The 20,522-nt window shown below is 44.5% G+C and carries 4 protein-coding genes; all 4 read right to left on the minus strand.

Translation table 11 applies throughout. From position 1 onward, the window contains the following. Positions 1 to 7: 7 nt before the first annotated feature. Entirely contained in the window at positions 8 to 760 is a 753-nt protein-coding gene (locus T344_RS0112565; protein ID WP_004625633.1) for a YwmB family TATA-box binding protein, read from the minus strand. 126 nt (positions 761 to 886) lie between these two features. Then, positions 887 to 4,951 (minus strand): S-layer homology domain-containing protein, encoded by a 4,065-nt coding sequence (locus T344_RS0112570; protein ID WP_027629011.1) that lies wholly within the window; start codon positions 4,949 to 4,951, stop codon positions 887 to 889. Positions 4,952 to 5,019: 68 nt separating this feature from the next. Further along, on the minus strand, positions 5,020 to 9,936 hold the full coding sequence (locus tag T344_RS0112575) for an S-layer homology domain-containing protein (protein ID WP_027629012.1): 4,917 nt from the start codon (positions 9,934 to 9,936) through the stop codon (positions 5,020 to 5,022). Positions 9,937 to 10,107: 171 nt separating this feature from the next. Continuing rightward, positions 10,108 to 20,484, minus strand: coding sequence for a BslA/BslB family hydrophobin (locus T344_RS28165; protein ID WP_034861334.1), 10,377 nt, complete (start codon positions 20,482 to 20,484; stop codon positions 10,108 to 10,110). Between the last annotated feature and the right edge of the window lie 38 nt (positions 20,485 to 20,522).

Raw genomic sequence — 20,522 nt, forward strand, 5'->3', positions numbered from 1 at the left:
GCTTCACTTAGTATTCGGTGTTCACCACAGGTGTTGCCACCCAAAGGTAAGTCTTGTTTTCGATTTTATTGTACCGGATGGCAAGACTCAGATTAATGTTCTTCCCATCGATACTCAGCTTATCTTCAATCATAGGTGAGAAAGCCGATACGCTGATGATGTTTTCCTGCCTTGTGCTGTCAACCTTTTTTGCATCACTGTCGTCCAAAATCTTTCTGCAGATATTTTCCAGCTGCGAATCCTGCAAATTACCTTCATAGGTTCCGGTAATACATGAGTTGACAACAGTTTTAAGCCCGTATTTACCAAAAACTCCTTCTATTTTATCCCTCAAACGCAATGCTGAACCATTGACTGTTTCAGTTGCATCTATAGTTATATATTTGTCTCCGTCACCGGATTTATTCCCTACAATACTTGCCATTGCAGATATTTTAACCCCATCTTTAGTTGTTCCTGACAATTCTCTTTTGATAAGAGTATCTGTACTGGCAGAATTCTTTGAATAATTGGCTATTTCAAGGGATTTAAACACATCTTCGCAAACAGCTGTCAGATCATCCAGATTTTTCATACTCTTATCTGCCCTTGAAAAAAAGTAAAGCTCATTTATTACCATTTTTGCTCCGGATGATTTAAAAGCATCTGAAATTGAAATTTTACCGGTTTCAGCACTCCTGGAATTGTTTATGTAATAAGTTGTTCCGATGATTGCAGCAGCTAGTACGAGTGCAATTAATACAAAAAGTGTCTTTTTCATAAGTCCTCCTGTCCATAAAAAAACAATAATTTTATTTGATAATAAAATTATTGCCTTTTTAAAAAGGTCATATACATTTTTAAAATGTCTATTTCCCGGGAGAACCGTGGGTTCCGGCAATGCTGCCTATTCAATCTCACCAGCTAAAACAAGTGCTTTTTCCAGCATATACATAAACTCTCCTCTGGAAATATTTTCAGCAGGATTAAGTTTTGTTTCGGTCACATTAGGCACAAATCCATTTTCTACCGCAAAGGCCACCCTGTTCTGGATGGATTTGTCAACCTTTCCGTAGTCGCTGTAGCTTGAGATTATATTAACATTTCCCTTGGTACGCGTACCTGACTTGATTTCATACAGGACAGTTGCCATGCAGGCCGCTTCCTGTCTGGTCAGCATGCCGGTTGCCAGCTTGTTTGTCTTGACAAGCCCAAGTTTTGCTGCCGTCTGCATAAAGCCGCTGTCATACTTGTAATCATCTATGGTATCAAATAAAATTTTAACCGCATCTCCGGCAGTGATGATTTTGTCGGGACTGAAGCTCCTGCCTGTCACACTCTTCAGCTTATGCTTATATGCCACATTTGTTATGGAACTTTCATACTTGCTTCCATAAATATCATCAAAAAGATTGCCGGTTCTATTGGCTATTGCAAACAATCCCGGGGTCCGGGTTTTAAAACTCATCACTCCGGCACTGTTATCGGTATCATAGTCTGCTGAGGTGACCTGCTGCTCCCAGCTGCTCAATACCGGATTGTAATAGTAACCGTAGGTTTTGCTCTCGGTATAGTCCTTAACATTGGTATAAGGATACCTGATCACCAGCGGAATACTGAATTGTGAAACAGTTATGACATCTGCTCCTGTCTCCAGTTTCACACCGATCTGGGCCAGAGGCTGCTTTAACACCAGTTCGTTGGCGTTGGCAACAGGCTTCTGGGGAGTCAGGACAATGTCCAGGATATATATCTGCTCTCTTTTTGTGTCGGCGGTTGATATATCCGATAGTATGCCCGCTTTGAAGTCATATGTTACTATTGTGGTCTTGAAAGCAACATTTTCCTTCAATTGTTCCAGATTGTCAAACACTCTTTTTGCCACCCAAACCGAAATCCGCGTAGCAGTTGCCGGCGGCTTGGAAAGGTCAACGGTATAATCCAGGACCCTGTCGGTCTTCATTCTCTCAATGAGCCTGTCGGCATTGACTCCTATGATCTTTACAGTCCATACGCCCCCGATGACGTTGGTTCCCTTCTCTACATAATCTCCTGTTATGACATGGTCCACATCCTGATCCGAGTCATAGTCATCCGAACTTGACCTGGTCCTCACATTAATGCTCTGTGTAGGCTGGGAACGCAGTTTCTTTGCCGGATCATAGGCATATAATCTTGCAAAATATCTGTGGTTGGATATAAGTCCCTCAACCTTGAACTCCGCTACACTTCCGGCGGTGTATTCCTTGGCGTCGGTATAATCTATATCACTGGCAATTTCAAGGATATACTCCAGATTATCTTCTTTTATCCATTCGAAGATAATACTGTTTTTGGTGACTGCATCGGGTGTATTTTTAACGCCAAACCCCCTTGGCGTGGCCGGCGGCAGGTCTTTCAGCGTTTTGACCAGCAGGGAGTCGCTCCAGACAGACTTTTCACTGAGGGAATGGTCCGGGCTGAAGGATTCTGCCTGTATCCAGAAATAATACTGTGTGTCCGGCTTCAGGCCCGGTACACGCAAATAATTCAAGCCTGAACTGATCAGCTCTTCAGTAGTGATTTCAATGGTATTGCCTGCTCTGTCAGGGTTATCTACCGTTCCGTATTTAATGTAGTACTTGTTTCCTTCCTTGTAATCCCACACCAGATCTACAAAGGTGTCCGAAACGTAGTTATAGCTGAGTTCCGGAACTGTAGGCTTTTCAACCACCTGGGTATCCGACGGCAGGGTGGTAAATATAATGGGATTTGATACATCCGACAGCAGCATCTGCCCGGGATGCTCGGGATCCGGTCTTACAGCCCTCACCCAGATAACGTAGGTAGTATTCGGCTTGAGTGTATTTACAGGTATCACTATATTATGCTTTGATGTTACTGTGTTTGTGCCTGTAACACTATCCGGAGCGTTAAGCTCGGGAATTTCATATTGGTCAAGATTTTGCTGTGCAATTGGATTTGCAGGAACATTTCCAACCTTGTAGCCATCTATGGGATATTTGGTTGTGTCGGCAAGATTTGGTTCAATACCTTCGTAGTATTCCTCACAGCCCACATATAGTGAAACGCCCTCTCCATACTCAACTTTACGGTAGTTTTTATTGTCCACCGGTGTATCCGGATCATAAGGATTATACTCTATAGTGCTGGAAGGATCATTATAATCAACTCTATCGGTCTTGACATAATACCATCTGCCGGTATCGGGCACTTTGTTATACTGCTCGTACCACCTGTTTTTCAGCTGTACGGTAACACTTTTGTCTGTGATCATCTTCTTATCGCTGTCAGGCTGCTTCTTTATTTCAAGAGGCGGATTGGACGGGATAAGGGGTGTGTCGATACCGCCCCCCGGCAATGTTATTACTACCTTTATGGCAGGCACCGAGGAATGTGTGACATTTTGAATTATTCCGTCCTTTTCCTCTGCAAAAGTTTTCTTTGCTACCAGCTTAAAATAATATGTATGGTTTGGTTTCAGTCCGGTTAATTTGTATTTATAACCAATTATCTGGTTGCCGTTTGTGGCATCCCTCACAAAATTTGTTTCACCCGGTTGAAAGGATTCCCTTATAAGTGTGCCGGACGGCGGACTGTCTATAGTATCCGGATCTTCTATCAGCCAGATATCATAGAGTATGCGGTCGTCTATGGTGCCGTCGGCCTTTTTGGGAACCTCCCAGAGTATGGTTGCAGTATCCTTGCCAAGCTCACCTTTGTGTGTAACAACCCCATCTGACACAATATCTTCATAGGATATTACCACTTTGCCTGTCGAGTCCTTAATGCTTGGTACTATTACAGGCATGGGAGGTGTTGTGGGAACTTCCATTTCCAAAAGAGCAAATTTTTCAGACTCTATTTTTATTTTCAGTTCAGGCGGATAATAGGGCAGACCGTCCTTCGTAATATTCGCCCTTATCTGATAAAACCTGGCAGTGGAATTATCGGGCACCGTTATTACATGCATCGTACTTTCTTTTACCGCCAGAGTTGTTTGCTTGTTCTCGTCATCGAAACTGATTATTTCATATTCGACCTTTACATTGCTTTCGGCACCCGACAAACTGGTCAGAACAGGACTCCATTCCAGTTTCCATACGGTGCCGGAATCATTTTTAAACATTTTTGTAGTCTTTACCAGTATATTGGTTGAAGTAGCATAAGTTTTTACCTGAGTGCTCTTAACTATGGTAGGGTCAGTAATGACCGGCACTATTTTAACGTAATAAACACGTCCGGAGTTTTTTACGTTCTGAACATATTCAAGAGTCCCGTCGGTCTGATTCAGAACGACCGGACCATTTTCACCGATAAGATCCTCGGTAATGCTGATTGGGAAGGTGTTCTTGAATTCCTTGTCCTCCGAGACATACAGCTGATAGCTGATTCTCTTTCCATCAACCCACACATCATCCCATATAACTTTTACTTTTCCTGTTCCGGCTGTAAAACATTGTACATTGATATCGGTCATGAATTTTACAGAATTGGAAGCGGCCGATTCGTCGGATTTCGCCACCTGGCTGTTTGGTATGTTTGTATTGATATATTCGTAATAGGCCTTTGCATTAGCCTTATACACGGTTCCTGATTTAAGGTTTCTCATCCTTATGGGTTTGGTGTCGGCAGCCAGGCCTTTTTCCTGGGCATAAGCCGGTCTGGCAGGTCTATAGCCTTTAGGGGATTCCTCAAGATATATATTCAGATATTTCCCCAATATGTTTATACCGGCAGAACCTGAAGGGTTGGCCAGATTACCCCAGCCTATATCGGCATAAAAACCTGATTCCCCTCCGTCGGTGAGGCTGAAGCCTATGGCAGGTTCCGGTGCATTTACAGGCGTTATGGCCAGTCCGGTTGGCGCGGGCTGAACCGGGATATCGGCGCCATATACGCCGTACATCCCGTATGATGTCAATATGAATGCAATTGATAATATTGCCGCCAGAATTCTTCTTGTTCTCATATAACTGTTAACCTCCAGCTGCAGCTGCAGCGATCAAAATAAACTATCCCTCAACAAGCTTTGATTTCTCAGCTTTCCAGCATCTTCTCAACCGCCATGGTAAATTCGGCCCTGCTTACAGTATTTGAAGGATTGAATTTGGAATTGGAATCCAAACTCATAATATCCATCTGCAGACATGCGTAGACAGGTATTGCATATTTGTCGGTGATGCCGCTGTCATCCTTTATAAGCTTATTATATGATACCTTTAGCAGACCGTAGTCAGCTCCGGTTTTCTGGCAGTACAGTTTTATTATGACTGCTGCTGTCTCCTGCTTTGTGATATTCCTGTTTAAATTTGTGGTATTGATAATCTTGTCAATACCATACACCTTTGCCTTATCCTTGACATTCTTCTGGCTGTCGACCCTCGACTCGGAAATCAGCTCATAAAACAGTACTGCTTCCCTGACGGTTACGGTAAGTTTCGTATTGAACGAATTGTCGGCCCCGGGAAATACCGATGCCAGATCATAGTTTGCGGCAAGCCTGGTGATGTACTCCTTGGCGGGATTATCATCGGCTATGGCAGATACCACATCTTTTCCCGAGAATATCATGTATTTGCCGGTACCTGTTACAACATAATTCAAAAAGCCTGTTTCCCGCTTTATGTTCTGTGAAAGCTTCTGCCAGTTTCCGCTGCCGCTGTATAAAACATATGGATTGGCAAGGGTGCTTCCCTTGTACTCCATCTTTACCGCCATCGGTGAACTGAACTTTGTAATACTGTATTTTTGTATGAACAGGCCGTTGGAATATCCCGTACCGTTAATAGTATCCTCAATATAGTATGAGAGCTCGCTTTTTATCTCGTCAATAAGCTGGAGCAGGTATTCGTTTACTTTCTGCTCGTCGCCCTTGGTTTTGGAGTTATTGGGATTTTTAAGTACATCCAGCTTTTTCTGTATGATTCCCGTTTTGTCATTATACAGCTTGTTTTTTATCATATCCTTTATTGCAGTACTGGTGGCACTGCTGGCAACCACCTGGGCCGAAAGGGAATTCATTTTCGAGGCTGCTGTGGCATCGGCCGGACCTGCCGGCTGTACACCCGTACTCTGAATATTGTCAAGCTGCAGGTAAACATCCTTTGAACGGTCCAGCTCAGCAGCTTTTTTAAACTCTTCCATGTTTTCCATATCAAAGGTTTCAGGTCTGATGGTATACTCTATTTCCCTGGTCTTTATGATCACGCTCTTGTTTGTGCTCTTCATGGCGTTCAATACACTTTTGGCCAGATATATTTCATCACTGTTCACATAGCCGGGGCTTTGTGATATGTCAATGGTAAAAGTATAGTTGCCCGGGGATTCCAGTATATTTACTATCCTCTCATCCTTGACATAAATTTTATTCATTGAACCGGTGGCCTTGTCCACTTCCCAGTATACGTTCTCTTCAAGCTTATCCAGCATATCCAGGAATTTGTCCGTGATATTGGTATTATCATCTTCATCGTCGTAGTCATCCTGGTTGAACTCCGTCCTTGTATCAACAGGACCGGCATATTTTGACCTGGCCACCGCCTCAAAATTTATGGCATCAGTCTTTTTGGTCCTGACCTTGATATAATACTTTGTATTTGCCTTTAGAGGTTTATGTTCCTTTGTACCATCCGGCAATGTCACTTCAACCGACTTAATCCTTGCATTGTATGTAAAGTAGCTGCTGTTTAAATTATTTATGCTCTTTTCAATATAATAAGGATATGTATGGGTTGAAACATCAACATACTGCTCCAGATCCTCACTGTTGTTCAAAACAGTATAGTCTGCATCATCCTCTGTTTTGATGGCTATTTCGAATTCGGTATAGGGATCCATGGCAATACCCTGCCACCTGACATCTATCTCGTGATAATCATCCCTGGTCTCATAATAGCCATTTGATGAATATTTTACTATATCAATAACGCTTTCCACTCCGTTAACCCTGGTTACAACCTGTATATTGTATGGTGTATCGGGCTTGAGCTTTATGTCCTTTGTGGTTCTGGCATAATTGTAGTATCTGGAATCCTGTACTATGGTGTACTGTGACTTTGTCAGCACCGTATAATCAATTTCACCCACGGGTTTCAGTCTGATCTGGTAATTTTGGGCAGGCAGGGTTCCGTACCAGTTAAAGGCCAGCGCACAGTCATTGACCACCTGAAGCATGGTTGGACTCTCTATTAAGGTTGTGGTTACAGGTATTGAAATCCATACGCTGGATTTTACATTGTTGCCTGCATCCTCGTTTTCCGACCTTAAACTGAAGTAGTACACCTTATTGGGAAATAGCCAGGTGTCAATGGTATATCTGCATTTTGAAGTCCCCGGACTAGTCCCCGGAATTATTTCAAATTTTGCCGGCAGCGGATCAATGTTGGGATTCATAATAAGATTTGTACCGTCACCGTCATTGCCCTTGTTACCGAATGCAGTTATAAAACTTATATATGTCGGGTCCGAAAGGATACTTCCCCCGGCTGCAAGTGTGGCATCAGGGGCCACTCTTGACGAAGTCGCAATCAGATTATAGGCAGAGTCGCTGTCCCTTATGGTCCATTCAAAGGTTACACTCTGACCTGTCAGCATCAGATCTCCATTTTTGTCTACAGCTATGGCAAAATCCTCCGGTGCCTGAGGCTTTTTCTCCGAATCATCGGGAGTCGTGGGTTCTCCCCTTGGTATGGTCACCGGCAGCAGCGCGGATTTTATTGACTCTTTCGGTTCGCTGTTGACCATGACCAATCTGACCTTGACCATAAAGTAGTATGTGGAATTAGGCGCCAGCGAGCCCCCGAAAAAGTGCTCATTGATCCCGCTAAATTTATTTATTGTTGCATATACCCAGGTGACATTATTATTATCCACCTCAACTGTAAACTTAACATCATCCGGAAGTTCGGTGACGGCAGGATCCTGAGTTGAGGCAATTTTTATGAAGGTCGAAGTATCCGGGCTTGTACTCATGTAAAGATCATAATATACCGCGTCCTGTCCCTGAACCGGCTCAGGGGTATAATTTTTCCAGTCGGCGTCATTCATTTTTATCTGGTCAAACCTGATTTTTGCTGACGCTTCCTTCGGAATGGCACTGTCGCTGGGTATTACAGTGGTCTCCACCAATTGCAGGAATTTTGGTATGGATATATCCCTGGACGCAGGAGAAAGTGTTGTAAAGCTGGTTATCAGTGACTTTTCCGAAAAGGAATCACCGACTACATATCCAACATCCTTTTGTTCTTTAGTACTTGTGTACATTTGCAGATAATAAGTTTTATTCGGAAGCAGGTAATTGGGATACGGCTGCTCCCCCTGGTAAGCGTTTGCTGGCTCCAGATTCGGCAGTGGGAAGGTATCCCAGTTACCGTCACCGTCCAGATCCTCATTTTCTACGCCCTTGAAGAGCTCATAGCCATCCATGACATATTTCAGCCGCGGTCTGCTTCCGGACTTATCCACTTCTATCCTGTTTGCATTGACACTCTTTACATCCCTGTATTTAATTTCAAAGAACTTCTCCTGTCCGTCCACCATAAGCTTTTGAGGTGAACTGACCGGATCCTCCGCAAGGCTCAAGTTGAAATGGAAGTAATAGTTCTGATCCTTTATCTGATTCCACAGTTCATCACCCGGATAATCCCAGGTTATTGTCACCTTTGAGGAGGTCTCTTTTACTGTAGTTGCCGAAGTCGGATACTCCAGCTCCACATTTGTAAGTATATTATTGGGCACAGGAGGCTTTACAAGATCATCCTGCATATTGTACTCCATAACCGGAGATTGAATCCTGTTTTCAATTACAACTATTCTATATTTAACCGGATTATTTTCACCTTTGATGATATCTATAATAGGAGCGGGATCGGTACCCAAATCCCTGTCATTAATAACATTTTCACTTGGCCTCCACGATCCTCCATAACTGGTCTGAATATCATATGTCAGATTCAGCAGTGCAATTCCTTTTTGATTGACACGGAAAACACGCACATACAGATTGCCCAAGGTATCCTTTGTCAGCTGAAATCTGACACTTGTACATATGTAATCCAAATCTATGGGGCTTTGAGTGATCCCGGTAACCACACCCGAGTCATCTCCCGTACCCTCATCAAATATTGTTATCATTGATATCCTGTAAATAGTACTGGGGTAAAGCTCCTGATACGGCAGAACACAGCCCAGGTCTCCGGCAGGTATGCCCTTCGGAGTGGGCATGGCAGCTATCTCGGTATCTGAGTCCTTCCTCCCGAGGAGATAAAATTCAAATTTTCCGGTGGCAGAATTATATTTGACATCGTATTTTGTGCCGTCATCGATTGAAACCTTATAATCACTGCTGGCCGGACTTAATTTTTTAACAATTACATCTTTAAGCATGGTGTCAAGCTGTATTTTAAATTTAAAATATATCTGATTTGCGTTAAATATAGCCGGTACGGCATCTGCGTTGACCATATCACCGCCGAAATATACCTTGGGCATGTTCCAGGAAAGCTTTACGGCAGGATATATACCGGTTTCCATTCCGCCGCCGTCCATCTTCTCGGCCTGCTGGTCCACATTGGCGGCAGTTACGGTGGTTCCTGCCAGAAAATACTTGCTTCCAACGTATGCAGTGCCGCTATCGTCGATCAGTTCCAAACTGAAATCATATATGATGTCCTTTTTTATCTTTGTTATTGAAAGGGAATTTTTTGTAATATCTATCGGTACTTCTACTTCGGTAACTCCGGTACCCGTTCCGTTCGGTACATGATATACCAGCTTCCCGTTGTCCACATTGGGAACAGCTCTCCAACTGATCGTTGCAGTAGCAGTACTCTCGCTGTATGTAACCTTGATATCTTGAAGGTCAGCGGCAAAAACCGGCTGGATTATCCCGGAAAATACGGGAAAAATCATACTTATCAAAAGTATAGTTGCTATCAATCTTAATTTTTTCTTCATTTCAGAATACCCCCGGAAGTTAGAATACTAGCTATCATCCAAAATATCGGCATATTGGCACAATTTACTTATATATTATACATACTTGTAAAGAAAACGTAAAATAAAACAAACTGCCGTACAATGAATAAAACTTCATCGTACAGCAGTCCCTCTTTTTAACATTTTAATTTAAAACGATCCGTGAACTTCTATGTCTTTTCCTACAGCTTGAATTCCTCCATCCGCATCCATTATATCCGCTGATGCGTCCAATGTCAGCCAGTCACCCGAAGCAAGGTTAACTCCTGTTGTATTGCTGATTGTTACAGTCAGTACCTTTCCATCGGCATCCCAGGAGATTCCTGACTCGTCCTGATAGCCCCAGCTGTGTGTTGTCTTCTTATCGGAAGATAAAATTTTAAAATAGCTCCTGAGCAATGCCTGCGTTATTACCTTTTTGTCGGTAGGCTGACTGAAGGTGATTGTTACTGTATCCCCTGCCGATAACCCCGCAGTGCCGTCACTGTGAATATTAACACCGGTAATCTCAGGTGCCGATGTAAAGCTTCCGGTTATGAGGGAGCTGGCATTGCAGGGATCCGTAGTACCGTCTATATCCGTCAATTTCCATGCGGTTTCTACAGTTATTTTATCCGATGCAGCAAGCAGTGAAGCGGTTGGAGCAGTGACATTGTCAAATACAATAGTCAGTATGGTACCTGAGTTCCAGATTATGGATGTATCTATTGTAACTGCTGTCCACGGAGAGTTCTTCTTTTTACCATCCTTGTCCTTAACTGTGAGGAAGGTACCAATATTGGTTTTATCCAGTTTTATCCCTTCTTTCACAGGCTGATCAAAGGTAATCACTATACTGTCGTTGTTGTTTAATCCTTCACCGTTTCCGGTATTCATGGCTTTAATGCTCACAATTGAAGGCACCGGATTGAAGCTGCCCGTCAGTATACCTTTTACCGAATAGCTTGCGGAGGTTCCGGCGGCATTCTTTATATTTGCATCAGGAGTAATCTTAACTATATTACCAATCTTCATTGTTGCTCCTGACATTGTATTGTATACCAGTGTAATGGTATTTGCCGCTGTCCAGCTGGCGGTAAAATCTGTACCCCAGCTGAGAGGAGTCGTTATAGTACCTGAATTTATGTCTCCCTCACCAACCAGCAGCCAATCCTTAATATTGGTGAGCGGTGCCTTATTTGTATTTTCCTCAAAGGTTATTGTTACCGCTTTCTTACCCGCTGCATTTTTAGGAACTGCCGCTATTGTTACAGCTCCGGCTGTAAAATGTAAGATCTTTGAATTGCTTGCAAGAGCTCTGTTTGTAGCTTTTTTCCTTACCTCCACATCCTTCGTTCCGGACAAATCGCTCTTTATACTGCCATCTATCCAGCTGCCTGTTCCGATCCGGTATTCATGTGAACCCAGCAGACCTGTAATGACATTTGCATCATCATCACTGCTGACCTCGGGAGGAGCCTCCTGAACAGGTATATCATCCACAGATTCCGCATCTGACGGCAATGCAGTTTTTGTCACCGCTGTCCTGACCTCCAGCTTGCCCGGTACAAAATTAACGGTTGCAGAACCTGGTACACCGGAAGCCTGTGCGCTCAGTGCCGACCAGCTGCCTCCATTAATCCTGAACTGGAGGTTTATGGCTGAAGCATTATATATTTTCCCTTGAGCAACATTATAGCTTATCAAACCCAAATCGATGGTATTTTTATCAGCTTTCAGGAATACTCCCAGCTGTTCCTTGTTTACTGCCGGATTGGCCTTTTCCCTTACATATATTGTAAGATCAGCGGCATTATCATCAAATGTGAATGTTGTAGTACCATTTGAGCAATCTTTCCAGTCAGTGCCGTCAAGACTGTATTCCATCAGCGTCGTGGTGTTGGATAACTGTTTCTTGGAAAGATCCACCGCAACTACTTTCAGGTTAAGCATTGAAGTTTCTGCCGGAATCAGGGCAGGAGCTGTTAAATTTCCCGCCAGGTCCTTGCATACTACATATATATCGTAATGTGATGATACCGTAAGCCCGGTTAATGTTAATGTAACCTCACCGGTAGCAGGTATTGTACCTGTTGCTTTAAGGTTGCCGGCAACTGTCACATCACTTGCATTTTTATATGCAAGCACCTGCTCCCTGGTCGGTTGGGCTGCTCCAACCGGCAGCGCTACCAGGTATGCGGTACCAGGTTCATTTATCTTTACGTCTATCTCGATCTTGTTATCCGAAAGCGGCGTCTTCTGTTTAGGATAGCCGCTGCCAAATACAGGAGGTGTATCATCTTTCGTTGTAAAATCAAATTTTGTTACCGCAGCCCTGTTGCCAGGGATATCCTCCGCAACAATGTACACAGAATAATTTGTATTCTCACTCAGGCCCGATATGGATAAAGTACCCTCGGTATTGGCCGCAACTGCCGTAATACCTGAATCAATTGATGTAGCCGGTACTGTGCCTTTTGCTTCATCAACCACCTGATCAGCCGAAGGAGCTGTACTGCCGCCCGGCACTACCACATAGTATATATTTGCAGCCTCACCGGTCTTTACGAGTACAGTCGCCGATTCCTTCTCAATCGTACCTTTTTTAGGATAAGATGCGGCATACTTGGGTGCAGCAGTATCCACAACTATCGGAGTTTTAAGCGGGTCGCCCAGCGAACCGGTTTTTCCCGGTGCCGGTAATGTAATTTTAGCAGGTACACTGGTGCCGCTGTTAACTATGGCTGTACCGGTGGGCAGTACCAGTGAGCTGGTTTTCTTGTAATCCAGTTTCGAAGCAGCATCTCCCGCCTGAACCTTATATTCGAAGGTAAGGATGTTTGCTGCGGTTTTGGTCTTGTACACGGCATCCCTGTTTGTATTCAGGTTGATAACCGGTATTCCGCCGACATCAACAGCCGTATCAAACTCCACATTAATTGTAATGGTATCATCCGTCTTAAACCTATAAACTGTCCCCGATACACTTACATCTTTTACAGCAGCAGCTACTGCTGGAGCAACATTGGTTATTTTAATACTTTGCGGAGCTGAAAGCTTGTCTTTTATCCCTCCGGCAATGCACGCCGACGGTATATTCAGTACAATACCCTGATCTGCGCCTATTTCATAGCCGGTCACCGGCGGCATTGTTATTTCAATAACCGTATCACTGGTCCTTGTGATGACTGTCTGACCGGTGAGCTTTGCTGCCGCCTGTAAAGCAGGTATGGCTTTTTTCGTCCACGCTTCGGTATCCTTGGCTGCTACGACCGGGGATACGGTCAACCCCGCGAAAAACGCATTCCGTGTTGTTTCATTTGAAACAATATCTGATACCCATTTCCCGTCGGTTAATGTTACCACCAGTGTCTTTCCGCCTGCCACTATATCCGGCTCGGCAACAGGTGCCGAAACCAGTGTCCCGGACAGTGCTGCAGATATATCGGAATAAATGGTTATTTTACTTGCAGCTGCGGCATCATTAACAGCTCCTGCTATTATTGGTTCACCTGATGAAGTCTTATACGGAACAGTTACAGTTATAACTTCATTCCCAAGAGGTTTATAGTCAACCGCCTGCAGTGTAATTGTTATTTTGTTTTCAGAATTCAGGTTTATCGCTGTCTTTCCAGCACTCACAAGTGCATTGATGACCTCCGTCCAGGCAGCGGTGTTATATGTTGCCTTCAAACCGTTAAATATCGCATCCCGTTTTACCGGGTTGGTATCCACGTCACTGGCAAATTTACCGTCTTTGAGTGTAATAACTATCTTGAATGAACCTGCCTTGATGTCACCCTGGCTGAAGCTTGTCACATCCGCATTGGCCGGCGACTTCAGAGCTATTACGACACTTGATAAGGCTGCTATGGTTATTATATTATTTGCTGCTATAGGCTTTAGGGCTCCTTTGACCAGCTCGGCAGGTATTGTTAATGTTATTTCCTGATTTGCTGTTATGTCATAGGCCACTTCACTCAACCTGATCTGAATGGTTTTATTATTAACCTTTTCAACAAGTGTAACCTTGTTCATAACCGCAGTCCACTTGGCTGCCTCTGTCCCCGATGCCTTAAATCCGCCCAGCAGCAGGCTCCTCTTTGCAGTAACGGCATCATCCGTCCACTCTGCCGAATCAAGAGTTATGGTAATTGTTTCACCGCCGGCGGCAATCCTGGTTTCATCCACCGGTGAAGTAATAAGCGAACCGCCAAGTGTGGCTATAATACTTCTGAGATCGGTGCTGTTTACAGTTATATCGGCGTAGGCTTTTATCAAACCGCCGCCATCGGTTGCCGCCAGTATGAGATGCTGCCCTTCCAGTGCCTGAATATCCGAACCCGTAGTATACACATTCCAGTCTGCCGATGGGCTGTCTTTTAAAATAGCATTAATAGCACTGCTTCTGACAATATATTTTAAGACATTTGCTCCTGACGGCTTTGTGATCAATGCTTCATCTATCCTTGTGGTATTAAGGGCAGATCCTGGTTTCAGTACCTGTCCGCTGTACTGAAGCAGAGGAGCAACGCCTCTAACTATACCTGGTTTCACTTCTAAAACAGCATAGCCTTTAACCTTTCCGGTAGCCTTCTCAACGGCATACAGTATTACATACTCCCCTTCATTGGCAAATATATCCTTGCCTGCAACATAACTGTTCTGGGTTGTTACCTGTATTATGGAATCCATTTCAACCGCAGCAGGTGTGGTGCTCTGAACCTTGAATGCCCACTCCTTTTCACCTGTGGGCAGGCCGAAGAAGTCAAGGAATGCTATCTTTACAGTATTGATACCTGTTCCGGCCTCCAATTCGGAATAGTTCTGCGGCGTTTTCAGCAGAGTTGCATCGCCCTTTCTCAGACTGCTCTCAACCACCTGAATATTCTGGTAGGCCAACGCCTTGCCCGTACTGTCTACCGCAATAATCAAAATGTACTTGCCCACTTCAGCTTTAATATTTGTACCTGAAATGTACGCACTGTAATTTGAATAATCATAACCGGCTCCCGGTGCTGCCGCATAGTTGATGGTACTTCCTGCGGCAATATTTTGAGCACTGTCGGCCACTTTGACTACATATTTCGTACTGTCGGGAGCTACATATAGAGAAGTCGTCTGCAATACCGTACCAGGCTTCAGCGCGGTGTAGTTTGCTCCTGCCGTGAGAGCCGGAGCATTGACGGTTCCCTCTCCAACCTTGATGGTTTTGTATGCCCTGACTATTCCGCTTGTTTTATCAACTGCTGCAAGAATTACATATTGATTCAACATTGCAGTTATGTCTCCTGAGGTGTAGTTGCTTATGTCAGGACTCATAAATCTGCTGTTTGCCATTATCACTTCATTAGTGCTAACTACCTTTATCTGCCATACGCAGTTTTCAGAACCGGTTACGTTCATATAGGTCAAGCCGGTAATTTTTGTGGTTCCGGGCTGGCTTCCGGGAACCGGAGCTGTATAGTTTTTATCTTCTTCAAGTAAAGGCGCTTCCGAAGGCTTGATTTGAGAAGCATCTATATTAATTACCGCATAGGCCTTGATCTTATCTTCTATGGTTGCTGCAAGCAGCCAGTAACCGGGTTCTACTTCCATATCCTCATTGGTTTTGCACACTGTGTACTCGGCGCCCGAGGAATCATCATTGAAATGTGCCTTGTAACCGTAAACGGATTTCTTATACTTCCAGACTATTGTCTCTCCGGCAGCCTTTGGAATATTGGTTTCCTGCAGGACCATTCTGACTGTGCCTGCATCATTTCCAGGCACCGGAACAGTATAGTTCTCATTCAGCTTCAATTCTTTTGCAAATGGTGCCTGGATTTCATCCGAGCCGACGGTGATATCCGCAAAGGCCTTGACATAACCCGAGGTATCCGTTGCAAGCAGCAATATATGGTCTCCAACATTTACAGGGATATTTTTATCGGTACCGTTGAAAGGATACCATAATGCTCCCGAAACCTTTGTATTTTTCGGCAGGGCACTTGCAAACTGCCCTGACTGGACTTTTACCATCCATTTGCTGGCCTGTGAATCAAGTCCTACCATAACCAGTTTATCAAAGCTGGTGGTCCCTTCCACAGTTCCTTTGGTAAGATGATAATTATCAGTCGGGATACTCTCCGCATCTCCAGGATTAATGGCTTCCTGGTTAACCAGTATATTTGCATAACCCTTTATAAATCCGTTTTTATCGACAGCCAGCAACAAAACATATTGTCTTGCCGTTACCTGGATATTAGTTGTGGTTGTTAATGCCTGTGCGCCGCTTATTGTATTAATATCGGTACCCATAGCAGGCGGGGTGAAAATACTGTTTCCCACAACATATCGCCATGTCCAGCCGGTATAGTCGGCCGTGCTGTCCAGATCCCTGAAGGACAGGTATGGTATCATTGTTGAGCCTGCAGCAGTTCCGGGCACAGGAGCCGAATAGTTGATTGATGTAAGAACTTTGGCGTCCTGTGGTCTTATCTGATCGGCACTGATCTTAATATTCTTGAATGCCAATATCTGATTCTGGTTATCCACCAAATACAGTACGAGATATTTTCCTGCATCCACCGTGACACTGAGCTGGGCGGCATATCCGTTCAAGCCGCTGGCTGAACTGAATTTTACAGGCACGGCAACCGGAGCAGCTGATATGGTATATTTCCAGCTGCTTCCGCTATTATATCCCCAGAAGCCCAGTGTCCTTATCTTGGTTTGTCCACCCTTGTCTCCGGGTTCAGGAACCGAATAATTGAAGTTGACACTGTCCTCGGCACTGGATATCAGTGTGCCCGCATCCGCCTGTCTGATCTGATTGTACTGTATCTGTTCCTTCAGGTATGCAACAGTTTTACCGTCAACATCAACAGCTATTATCAGCAGGTATTGCTTTGGAGCCACATTTAAAATATCTGTTCCGGAGGTATACACCGCTGTCATACTGCCGGTAATCTTGCTTCCGGTATATGGTATTTCAAAATCATTATTTGCAAGCTTGTACCACCATTGGGAAATGGTCTTGCCTGTGTCATTCTCTATCTTGGCTTTTGCCAGATTCACAGTAATTGCTCCGCTGGTAGTTCCCGGCACAATTGAATAGTCGTTATTGGTAGTCTTGAGTAAATAAGCATTATCCGGCCTTTTCAAACTTTCATCAACTTCTATATTCATGTATGCCTTAATAAGGCCGCTGTTATCCGTAGCAACCAGGACCAGATATTTTCCTGTGACCTTCAAGTCTTTTTCCAGTTCACTGTATATATCCGATTTGCTGTTTATTTGAGGAGCAGGCTTCAACTCAGTATCCTGGAATCTGTATTTGTACTTGGTCGCACCTGCTATCGGGGTGCTAAAGTTGGTTGTTATGCTGATGGTTCCTGCTGTTGAGCCCATAACCGGTCCGATTATATTGGACGGAGGTATGGCGGCTGCATCTTCCCGGCGGACAGCTCCGGACTCTACAAGTATATCGGCATATGCCAATATCTTGCTGTCTGCATCTGTTGTTCCAACAAGCAGGATGTGCTTGCCGTCAGCTGCAAGTATGTCTTCCTTGGCATTATAGGTATTAAACTCCTGATTACCGGTGTATTTCTTAAATTCTGACGTTGCAACGTTAATTGAAGGTATAACCGCAGGATTGTCGAGTATTACATACTGCCAGACGGCTATGCCGTAATCGCCCGGAGTCAGGCTTTGTATGGAAATAGTTCCGACAGTGCTGCCATTTGCCGGCTTACTGTAATTTGTACCTTCGACAAGTGTCCCGGCAGGTTGGCTTACCTTACCCGCAACCGGTATGCTCGCATATGCCTTCACTTTTTTATTTTCTGCGTTTTCAACAGCCGCAAGTACAATGTACTGGTTGCTGGATACTTTAATGTCATCGCCGGGGTTGTATTTCACAGTCCCGTCAAATACGCTGTCGATCAATATTGCAGGCGAAGGTGCATTCTGTACCTTGATCATCCATTCGGCTGCACCATTTACCGGATTCAGGCCGTTTAATCTGACAGAACCTGCCTGTATACCCGGTTCAACGCTGATCGTTGCAGGGTCCAGAGCTGCCGCATCGTCGGGTCTTATCATAGAAGCATCAATGGTAATTACAGCATAACCCTTGAGCTTATTGGCCGCATCAACGGCAGAGAGCATTATCTGCTGTCCGGCAGCAGCCTCTATATCCTGTCCGGCCGAATAATTGGTTCCGGTCAATACCTGATCATATACAGGATCTGCAACCACATCGCCTATGACCCACCCGGTGACTCCCGGGATGCCGATAGACGAGAGCTTGGCTATCTTTGTAGTACCTGTTACAGAGCCATATTCTGGAGTTGAGTAGTTCACACCGTTGCCCTGCAGTATCTTCAGACTGTCACAGGTAAATATTGTGCTTATTTCTGCCGGCAGCTTCGGACCTATACCGTCGGCGTCAACCACGGCAGCAAATTCGAGCTGTCCTCCTGCCGGTATTTCCTTCTTCTTCAAAGTGACTTGAAGGGTATCATCGGCAGCAAGGGCAATATTATTGAAGGACAAGGTTCCGGGATCAATTATATGCGCTTTTGTCAGAGCCGTTCCGGCACCTGAATTAATGCTGAAGGTATCGCTTTCCGACGCTGTGAAGCCTGCCGGCAGCTTGAATACGATTCTGCCGCTCGTCATATTTTCTCCGGCTGTATAGGTGATGACAACATCAATTATTTCACCTGCCTTACCGCCTGACGGTGATACCGAAAGAGTACCCGACGAGGTTGTATTGCCGGAAATTACGTTGACTGTGATTGTTGAAATTGCAGGAGCATATCCCTCTTTGACGGCCGATATGTATACATTTGTTTTTCCGACTGCGACTCCGTTTAACTGGCCTTTCTCGCCCACCGTTACAATTGAACTGTCGGCAGAACTGTAGAAGATCTCTGCTCCGTTTGAAGCACGGGCATCCAGTTTCTGATTATTGCTGCCCACCATAATGGTTTTGTTGTACACATTCGAAATTGTTATTTTCGGCAGTGTGGGATCTGTAACGGTACCGCCCGGAGTTGTTTCGGTTCCTCCTCTGATATAATCTCCGCCTGGCCTTATGCTCATACTTACATTGGGAGCATATATGTAGGCATTGGTAATAGAACCGCTGCCCGTTATGGTGGCGGCCGCATTGGCCGTAATATTCTTAAGATATGCACCGCTTGATATATTCAGCTTCGACCCTTCCGAAGCAGACTCCAGTATAAGCTTATCCACTGTTCCCTTAACCAGTGAAATGTCTGTGTTTTCCTTGACATTGACATTACTTACCGTTGCAGTTCCGTTTACGGTCAGTTTGTTGCCTATTGCTCCGGTGTCAATATTTAAGGTTGTTACCGTACCTCCCAGTATTTCAATCATATTTTGGGATGCTTTGGTGGTTATGGTTTTAACACTGCCTCCGCTTATGGTCAGATTGCCGGCAGTGCCCTTTGATATATCGATTGAATCTGCATTGCCGTTTAAATTTACAGCCAGATTGCTTTCATTTACCGATATTTTATTATAATTACCCCTAAGGTCGATTTTCTGATTTTCAACGGCCGATCTCTCTGCCGAAATGTCAACAAAACCCTGTCCGGAGGTTAAGCCGCTTTCTTCAAGGATACACCCGGATTTTATATAGGTCTTGTTAATTGTTGTAGTTCCAAAAGTCTTTACACGTACATTGCCTGCGCTTTTTTCTATTACCAGGATGTCATTGACCCTTGTATTGGTCAGGGTGACACTGTTGGGCCCCCCGCCCCTTATTATCAGCTTTCCGTTTATAGAAACGCCGTCCAGCCTCACATCACCTTCACCGGCGCCTTCCCCTACAGTCAGGTCCCCCGCCACATTCATATCTTTTAGTGTGACGGCTCCCGTGTTTATCATCATATTTCCGGAAACATTATCCGATATTGTTCCTGACTTTGTAACCACCTGTCCCACACAAACATCCAGCATATTCAGTGCATCGGAAAGTTTCAGTACTCCGTAAGGAACATATCTGCCTTCAGCCACCTGGCTGAGACAGCCTTTCTCTATGGCTGCTGCAAACTCTTCCAGCTGTTTGCTCTCCACTGCCTCGGCATCGGTTATTTTGCTGATTAACCTTTTATCTTTCAGTTCAAGTCCGAATACACGCTTGACCATTATGGCTGCTTCCAGCCTGGTTATTTCCGAGAATGGATTGAATTTAGCCTTATCCTTATTGTCTATGTATCCTGCGGCTGCGGCCTTTGCGATCTCATCACCGTACCAGGTCCCTCCCGGTACGTCGGAAAAGCTGATATTGGCTTTATTGGTGGGCTTCATTATCCCATTTATGAGAGAAATAAAGTCAATCTTCTGAACAGCCTTATTAAGGTCACTGTTTGTCAAACTTTTGTCCACCAATCCGTAGCCCTGCCATTTGCCCAGCAGCGGATCGGTGACATTGGCACTGACCGCACCTGCCGCCGCCAGTGAATTAAGCGGTATTAAAAGCAGATATGCCATTGTCAGCATAATTGATATGAGTTTTATTAATCTCTTCATCGGTTCTCGCTCCTCAATATAACCATAATTGTATCAAC

Origin of the sequence: Ruminiclostridium cellobioparum DSM 1351 = ATCC 15832 (genome assembly GCF_000621505.1) — a bacterium.
Taxonomy (GTDB): Bacteria; Bacillota; Clostridia; order Acetivibrionales; family DSM-1351; genus Ruminiclostridium; species Ruminiclostridium cellobioparum.